Here is a 6,807-nt window from a genome sequence, read left to right on the forward strand (position 1 = left end):
GCACCTGTTATGGGTAAAGTTTATGTTGATCTGACCCACCCCTTCAGCGCTGAGATTCCCCGCTGGCCCTACTTCGACAAGCCCGAAATCACCAACGCTCACACCATGGCCAAGGGCGGCGTTCTGACTTCCAAGATCACCTGCACCATGCACACCGGCACCCACTGTGACGCTCCCCGTCACGTTATGGAGTACGAGTTCGACGGCCGCCGCGCTCGTTACACCCACGAGATGCCCATCGACGCCTACACCGGCGAGGCTGTTGTGCTGAAGCTGGACGTGGAGCCCTGGACCCTGATCACCGACAAGCACCTGGACGAGGCCTGCAAGAAGTGGGGCGTGGATCCCGCTTCCCTGAAGGGCAAGGTTCTGTGCCTGAACACCGGTATGCACCGCCTGTTCGACGACTCCAAGGCTTACTATCACTACGCCATCGGCACCGGCATCGACGCCGGCAAGTGGTTCGTGAAGCACGGCGTGAAGTGCGTGGCTATGGACGGCCAGGCTCTGGATCACCCCCTGCACACCGCCATGGGCAACAACGGCATGACCCGCATGAACCTGCTGGGCGCCACCGGCAAGCCCATCACCGAGGAGTACAAGGAGCTCTTCGGCGAGGAGGCCTATGCTGAGTTCGATAAGTTCGAGTACATCCGCATCCACGGCCAGGCCGCTTACGACGAGAAGTTCGGCGAGCTGGAGAACCTGGGCGTGTGGGGCACCTGGGAGCCCTGCCACAAGGAGATGCTGGGCCACGGCATCGTGGGCGTTGAGAACCTGGGCGGCGATCTGGACAAGATCAAGCCCGGCACCGTGTTCCAGTTCTTCTGCTTCCCCCTGCGCTGGTACATGGGCGACGGCGCCATGTCCCGCTGCGTGGCTTACATCGACGAGGAGAACATCGATCCCTCCGTGCCCGACCGCACCTACAAGTACGGCGGCACCGGCTATGCCGATGAGGACGGCCACGGCGCCAGCGGCCTGGAGTATATGCAGAAGCTCTTCAACCGCAACAAGTAATCCTTTGTTCCAATAACTTTCCTAATTCCCTTCCATCCCATTCCATGCCGAACGTAAAGCGGCGGGCAGTCGCCCGCCGCTTTATGCGGTATCCTGATTCAGAAAGGACTTTGAACGATCATGGCTGATCTGAAGAATAAGACTATTATCACCGTGGCCACCACCGGTGCCTGGCCCACCAAGGAGAACAACCCCAACGTGCCCATGACCCCCGCTGAGATCGCCGAGGACGTGTACGCCTGCTGGAAGGCCGGCGCCGCTGTGGCTCACCTGCATATGCGCGACGACCAGGGCAAGGGCACCATGGACAAGGAGAAGTTCCGCCAGACCGTGGAGCTGCTCCGCTCCAACCACCCCGACTGTGACATCATCCTGAACATGACCACCTCCGGCGACCTGAACGCCACTGACGAGACCCGCCAGATCCACCTGAAGGAGCTGCGCCCCGAGATGGGTTCCTACGACTGCGGCTCCATGAACTGGCTGCACACCTCCCTCTTCCTCAACCCCCCCGCCTTCCTGGAGGAGCTGGGCAAGAATATGCAGGAGTGGGGCGTCAAGCCCGAGATCGAGGCCTTTGACCCCGGCATGATCGCCAACGCCCAGTACTACCTGAAGAAGGGCGTCCTGAAGGGGCCCCTCCACTTCCAGTTCTGCATGGGCTGCGCCAACGGCATCCCCGGCACCATGAAGAACCTGATCTTCATGAAGGAGACCATGGAGTCCCTGTGCCCCGGCTCCACCTGGAGCTGCTTCGGCGTGGGTCACTCCGCCATGACCATGCTGTACGGTGCTGTGGCCCTGGGCGGCCACATTCGTGTGGGCATGGAGGACAACGTCATGTACGCCAAGGGCCAGCTGGCTCAGAGCAACGTCCAGTTTGTGGACCGCGCCCGCCGCGTCATCGAGGAGTTCGGCAAGCAGGTTGCCACGCCCGCCGAGGCCCGCGAGATCCTCAGCCTGAAGTAATCTGATGAAATAAAAAATACGTGGAGCGATTCGCTCCACGTATTTTTTTGCTTTCTTGACCTATATGCCAGCGAATCGTCAATCCAGATGATACTCGGCCAGTTTATCATACAAAACAGTGCGGGAGATGCCCAGCATCCGGGCCGCTTTGGCGCGGTTTCCCCCCGCCGCGGCCAGCGCCGACTGTATGAACTCCTTTTCAAAAGCCTGCTTTGCCGGACGCAGCTGGTAGGACATATCCCCCGGCAGCTCCCGCCGTTTTCCAGCCCGGACCCTTTGCTCCAGATGCAGAAAATCCTCCCGGCGCAAAAACGGCCCCTTGGTCAGGTTCATGGCCCGCTCAATGGCGTTCTGCATCTCCCGGATATTTCCCGGCCAGTGATACTCCTGGAGCAGCTTCAGAGCGTCCGCCCCAATGCCCTGGACCATCATACCAAGCTCCCGGTTGAACCGCTGGATAAAATGATCTGCCAGCAGCGGGATATCCTCCATTCGTTCTCGGAGGGGCGGCGCACAGATGGAGATGACGTTCAGGCGGTAATAGAGATCCTGACGGAACTGGCCGGACTCCACCAGCGTCTCCAGCGGGATGTTGGAGGCGGCAATCACACGCACGTCGATGGGGATGCTTTTCAGGCCGCCCACAGGGTCAATTTCCCGCTCCTGCAGCACCCGGAGGAACTTGGGCTGCATGGTGGTGCTCAAAAGGTTGACCTCATCCAGGAAAATGGAGCCGCCGTTTGCCAACTCAAAACGGCCCAGCTTTCCGCGCTTGGACGCGCCGGTAAAGGCCCCTGCAGAATAGCCAAAAAACTCCGATTCCAGCAGTTCGGCCGGGATGGCAGAGCAATTTACCCGCACAAAATTGCCGGTGCTTCTGGGGCTGAGGGTGTGGATGGCATGGGCAATCAGCTCCTTGCCGCTGCCGGTCTCCCCCTCGATGAGCACCGTGGAGGATGAGCGGGAGGCCCGGATGATCTGCTCCTTCAGATTCCGAACCGCTTCGCTCTCGCCGATGATATTGTCCAGACTATACTTTGCCCCCCGCTCTCTGGACAGCTCCTGCTTATAAAACTCCACCTTGCTGGTCAGCGCATTCAGCCGTTCCATCAGATCTCTGGCGTAATCCTCGCCCTGGAACATGATATACAGGAACAGCCCCTGCACAGAGCCATCTGCCGCCAACCGGGGATAATAACTTGTAAAGGCAGGCACTCCGTGGGACCGCACTACTTTTGCAAACACCGGCTTTTTGGTCCGGAACACCTCTCTGGCATGGGTATCAGGAACCAGATCCCACACCTTTTTTCCAAGGGCCTGCTCCGCGGTCAAGCCGGTGAATCGCTCCCACCCGGGACTGACGTAGGTATAGACTCCCTGCGCATCCAGTACCGCCGCACCATCCAGGCTATCAATAAATTCCCGCATGGTCTCTGAATCCATAACATCCTGCATATTTCCACCTCGCTTATTATTTTATCATAAACGTTCTCTATTTTCAACTTTTCAATGATTCTATAAACTTTTTCTTCCATTATGTCACATATTCCTTACATATAAGTATTTCCTTACACATCCAGCTGCACATCCTGCTGTGCGGGCATTTTTGCGATTTTACCCGTGCTGCAAACAGGACTATGTCAGGTTTTCCTGACATAGTCCTGTTTCTTTTTTTCGGCCATACCGTGCGAAGTCCCCATATCACAAGGGTTTGGCCGCTCTCTCAATGGTTGGCATTTCGTTTGCTTTATAAATCAGGTGTGCAACAAAATCCCAAACGAGAGAGGAGCCTTATTTATGAAAATCATTGACCTTTCCATTCCCGTTGAGGACGGGCTGCCCAGTGATCCCCCGCCTCAGGTGCCCCATGTGGAATTCCTGCGGCACAAGGATACCGCAAAAATTATGACCACCTATTTCAACGGCGGTATTTCCGTGGACGATCTGCCGGAAGGAAACGGCTGGGCCATTGAGAATGTGCACCTGACCACCCACTCCGGCACCCATCTGGACGCCCCCTACCACTTCTACCCCACCATGAACAACGGCGAGCCCGCCTGGACCATCGACGAGGTGCCTCTGGAGTGGTGCATCGGCAACGGCGTCAAGATTGATTTCCGGGACAAGCCCGACGGCTACAAAATCACCGCGGCCGATCTGGAGAATTACTTCTCCAAAGCGGGCTACACCCCCAAGGAGGGCGACATTGTCCTGCTGCAGACCGGCGCCGACCAGCACTGGGGCACCGCAAAATATCTGACCGCCGGAGCCGGCATGAGCGCAGAGGCCACCGAGTGGCTGATCGACCACGGCGTGAAGGTCATGGGCACCGATGGCTGGAGCTGGGACGTGCCTCTGCCCATCGAGGCAGAGGAATTTGCCAAGAGCGGCGATACCTCCATCATTTGGGAGGCGCATAGAGTGGGCCGCCGTAAAGCATACTGCCACCTGGAGAAGCTGACCAATCTGGACCAGCTGCCCTTTACCGGCTACCAGGTCCACTGCCTTCCTGTCAACGTCAAGGGCGCCAGCGCCGGCTGGTGCCGTGCCGTGGCCATCCTGAATCCGTAACGCGAGGTGAACCCAAATGAGTGCTAACGCAATTTTTATTATTATCTTTGTGATTTTCTGCGGCATCCTCATCGGTGCCGGTCTGTTCAGCAAGCGCTGGGTCAAGGAGTCCGACGACTTCGTTCTGGCCGGCCGTGAGATCTCCACGCTCATCAATACGGTAGGCGTGTGCGCCATCGGATTTGCCGGTACCACCGTCACGCTGGCCCCGGGCTTTACCATCCAGTATGGTCTGTTCGGCGGTATGGCCTGGAGCGTGGTATACTCCATGTGCGGCCTGCTGCTGTTCGGCCTGCTCTACTCCAACTTTATCCGCCGCAGCGGCGCCCAGACCCTGCCTGAGTTTCTGGAAATGCGCTATGACGGCGCCACCCGCTCCGTTGTGGCCATCACTTCCGTGATCGGTATGTGCGGCATCATGGCCAACAACGTTGTCTCCAGCGTAGACAACATCGCCGCCTTCACCGGCTGGAACCGCACCCTGATCACCGCCATCATCTTCCTGGTCATCATTGTCTTTACCTTTATCTCCGGCCTGTGGGCCACCACCATCACCGATCTGTTCCAGATCACCATCGGAATTGTCGTGGTTCCCTCCGTGTTCTTCCTTCTGGCCAACCGCTTCGGCTGGATCGATGTGATCCTGGCCAACTGGGCTCCCGGCGCCTTTACCAGCGACGGCTTTGCCGGCTCCATGCCCGGCATGGCCTTCACCTATCCCTCCCTGTTCAACTTTATCATCTGCTTTGCCGCAGCTCTGGTGTGGGGCAACAACTACTACTGGATGAAGGTCGCCAACTGCCGCAGTGAGAAGGTGGCCCGCAAGTCCTTTGTCTCCGCCGCCTTTATCCTTCTGATCGTGTTCATGATCCCCCTGTGCCTGATCGGCGGCTACATGGGCGCCTTCCACTCCGACGCTCTGACCCTGAACGGCGGTACCGTTCCTCCCACCGGCACCTACGGCTTTATCGCCACCACCTTTATTCCCCTGTTCGGCTCTCTGGTGGTGATCAGCGCGGTGGCTGCTTCCATCTCCACCGCCTCCACTTCCGCTCTCGGCGCCTCCGCCGTGGCTAACCGCGACATCTACCAGCGTATCATCAATCCCAACGCCGACGCCAAGAAGAGCCTGGCTATGTCCAAGGTCATCATGCTCCTGGTGGGCATCGTCACCTTCGTGTTCTGCCAGTTCCCCGGCGGTCCCACCTACCTCTTCGCATTCGCAAACTGCTGGCTGGTTCCCCCCGCTGTTCTGCTGGGTCTGGGCGCCATCTGGCCCCGCTTCAACTCCAAGGGTGCGCTGGGCGGTGCTCTCTGCGGCATGATCACCATGGCTGTGTTCACCGTTCTGCAGCTGCTGGGCATCTTTGATGTGGGCCGCTATGTCTATCTGGCTACCCTGGGCCTGGTGGTTACCTTTGTGGCCGCCGTACTCTTCTCCCTCATGGGCACCCCCAAGTACTATGGCCAGAAGGGCTGGGAGCGGGTCCCCACCGCCTCCAATCGCACCACCGTCTCCCTGGGCCAGCTGGAGCTGCGCATCCTGGAGATGCTGCGGGTTGGCCACTGCTATATGGCTGACCTGACCGACGCTCTGGGTGTGGACTCCAAGACGTCCGGCCAGGCTGTGGAGAAGCTGGACCAGGGCGGCTACCTGGTGCGCGCCGGTCTGCGCGGCTCCAAGTTCTATACCTTCTCCATCACCGAAAAGGGTCTGTCCGCGCTGCCCGCCCTTTCTTCTCAGGAGGCAGGTATGGCGAAGGACGGCCTGACTCCCATGTATCTGCAGCTCCTCCATATCGTTCAGAACTCCCCCGAGAAGCAGGCGGAATTCGTGCAGAAAAACCACATCAAGTCCATGCATATGGCCGCCATTTCTTCTCACCTGACCCGCCGCGGCTATCTGGTGGAAAAGGGTATCTTCAAGCGCAAGCTGGCCATTACAGCTAAGGGTTCCGCCGTTCTGAAGAAGTACGCATAATTACCCAGAGAGGTACAGGATATGAATAAAACCATTATCACCGTAGCTACCACCGGCGCTTGGCCCACCAAGGAGAACAACCCCAACGTGCCCATGACCCCCGCTGAGATCGCCGAGGACGTGTACGCCTGCTGGAAGGCCGGCGCTGCTGTGGCTCACCTGCATATGCGCGACGACCAGGGCAAGGGCACCATGGACAAGGAGAAGTTCCGCCAGACCGTGGAGCTGCTCCGCTCCAACCACCCCGACTGTGACATCATCCTGAA

At 58.7% G+C, this 6,807-nt stretch carries 6 protein-coding genes; 5 read left to right on the plus strand and 1 reads right to left on the minus strand.

The features are described 5' to 3' along the window. Window positions 1-9: 9 nt before the first annotated feature. Both B5G40_RS03905 and B5G40_RS03910 read left to right on the plus strand, forming a co-directional pair. Window positions 10-1,020 (plus strand): cyclase family protein, encoded by a 1,011-nt coding sequence (locus B5G40_RS03905; protein WP_087187580.1) that lies wholly within the window; start codon window positions 10-12, stop codon window positions 1,018-1,020. Window positions 1,021-1,140: 120 nt separating this feature from the next. Next, window positions 1,141-1,989 carry a 3-keto-5-aminohexanoate cleavage protein gene (locus B5G40_RS03910; RefSeq protein ID WP_343212809.1) on the plus strand — a complete coding sequence of 283 codons (849 nt, stop codon included), beginning with the start codon at window positions 1,141-1,143 and terminating at the stop codon, window positions 1,987-1,989. A 78-nt stretch (window positions 1,990-2,067) separates the two neighbouring features. Here the strand turns inward: B5G40_RS03910 and B5G40_RS03915 are convergent, their stop codons facing one another. Continuing rightward, window positions 2,068-3,417 carry a sigma-54 interaction domain-containing protein gene (locus tag B5G40_RS03915; protein WP_242959197.1) on the minus strand — a complete coding sequence of 450 codons (1,350 nt, stop codon included), beginning with the start codon at window positions 3,415-3,417 and terminating at the stop codon, window positions 2,068-2,070. 369 nt (window positions 3,418-3,786) lie between these two features. Between B5G40_RS03915 and B5G40_RS03920 the strand changes: the two genes are divergently transcribed. The 3 genes from B5G40_RS03920 to B5G40_RS03930 all read left to right on the plus strand — a co-directional run. After that, a complete protein-coding gene (locus B5G40_RS03920) occupies window positions 3,787-4,560 on the plus strand; it encodes a cyclase family protein (RefSeq protein ID WP_087398839.1) in 774 nt (257 codons plus the stop codon). Window positions 4,561-4,576: 16 nt separating this feature from the next. Beyond that, window positions 4,577-6,541, plus strand: a complete 1,965-nt coding sequence (locus B5G40_RS03925; RefSeq protein ID WP_087398840.1) for a sodium:solute symporter family protein — start codon at window positions 4,577-4,579, stop codon at window positions 6,539-6,541. Between the two features lie 21 nt (window positions 6,542-6,562). After that, window positions 6,563-6,807 (plus strand): 3-keto-5-aminohexanoate cleavage protein (locus B5G40_RS03930; RefSeq protein WP_143383363.1); only part of this gene is annotated, 245 nt, incomplete at its 3' end.

This window comes from Flavonifractor sp. An9, assembly GCF_002161245.1.
GTDB classification, from domain to species: domain Bacteria; phylum Bacillota; class Clostridia; order Oscillospirales; family Oscillospiraceae; genus Flavonifractor; species Flavonifractor avicola.

Bases quoted from the DNA above. Each gene is read 5' to 3' on its own strand.
- B5G40_RS03905 (WP_087187580.1), top strand. From the start codon at position 10: ATGGGTAAAGTTTATGTTGATCTGACCCACCCCTTCAGCGCTGAGATT.
- B5G40_RS03915 (WP_242959197.1), bottom strand. From the start codon at position 3,417: ATGCGGGAATTTATTGATAGCCTGGATGGTGCGGCGGTACTGGATGCG.
- B5G40_RS03925 (WP_087398840.1), top strand. From the start codon at position 4,577: ATGAGTGCTAACGCAATTTTTATTATTATCTTTGTGATTTTCTGCGGC.
- B5G40_RS03910 (WP_343212809.1), top strand. From the start codon at position 1,141: ATGGCTGATCTGAAGAATAAGACTATTATCACCGTGGCCACCACCGGT.
- B5G40_RS03920 (WP_087398839.1), top strand. From the start codon at position 3,787: ATGAAAATCATTGACCTTTCCATTCCCGTTGAGGACGGGCTGCCCAGT.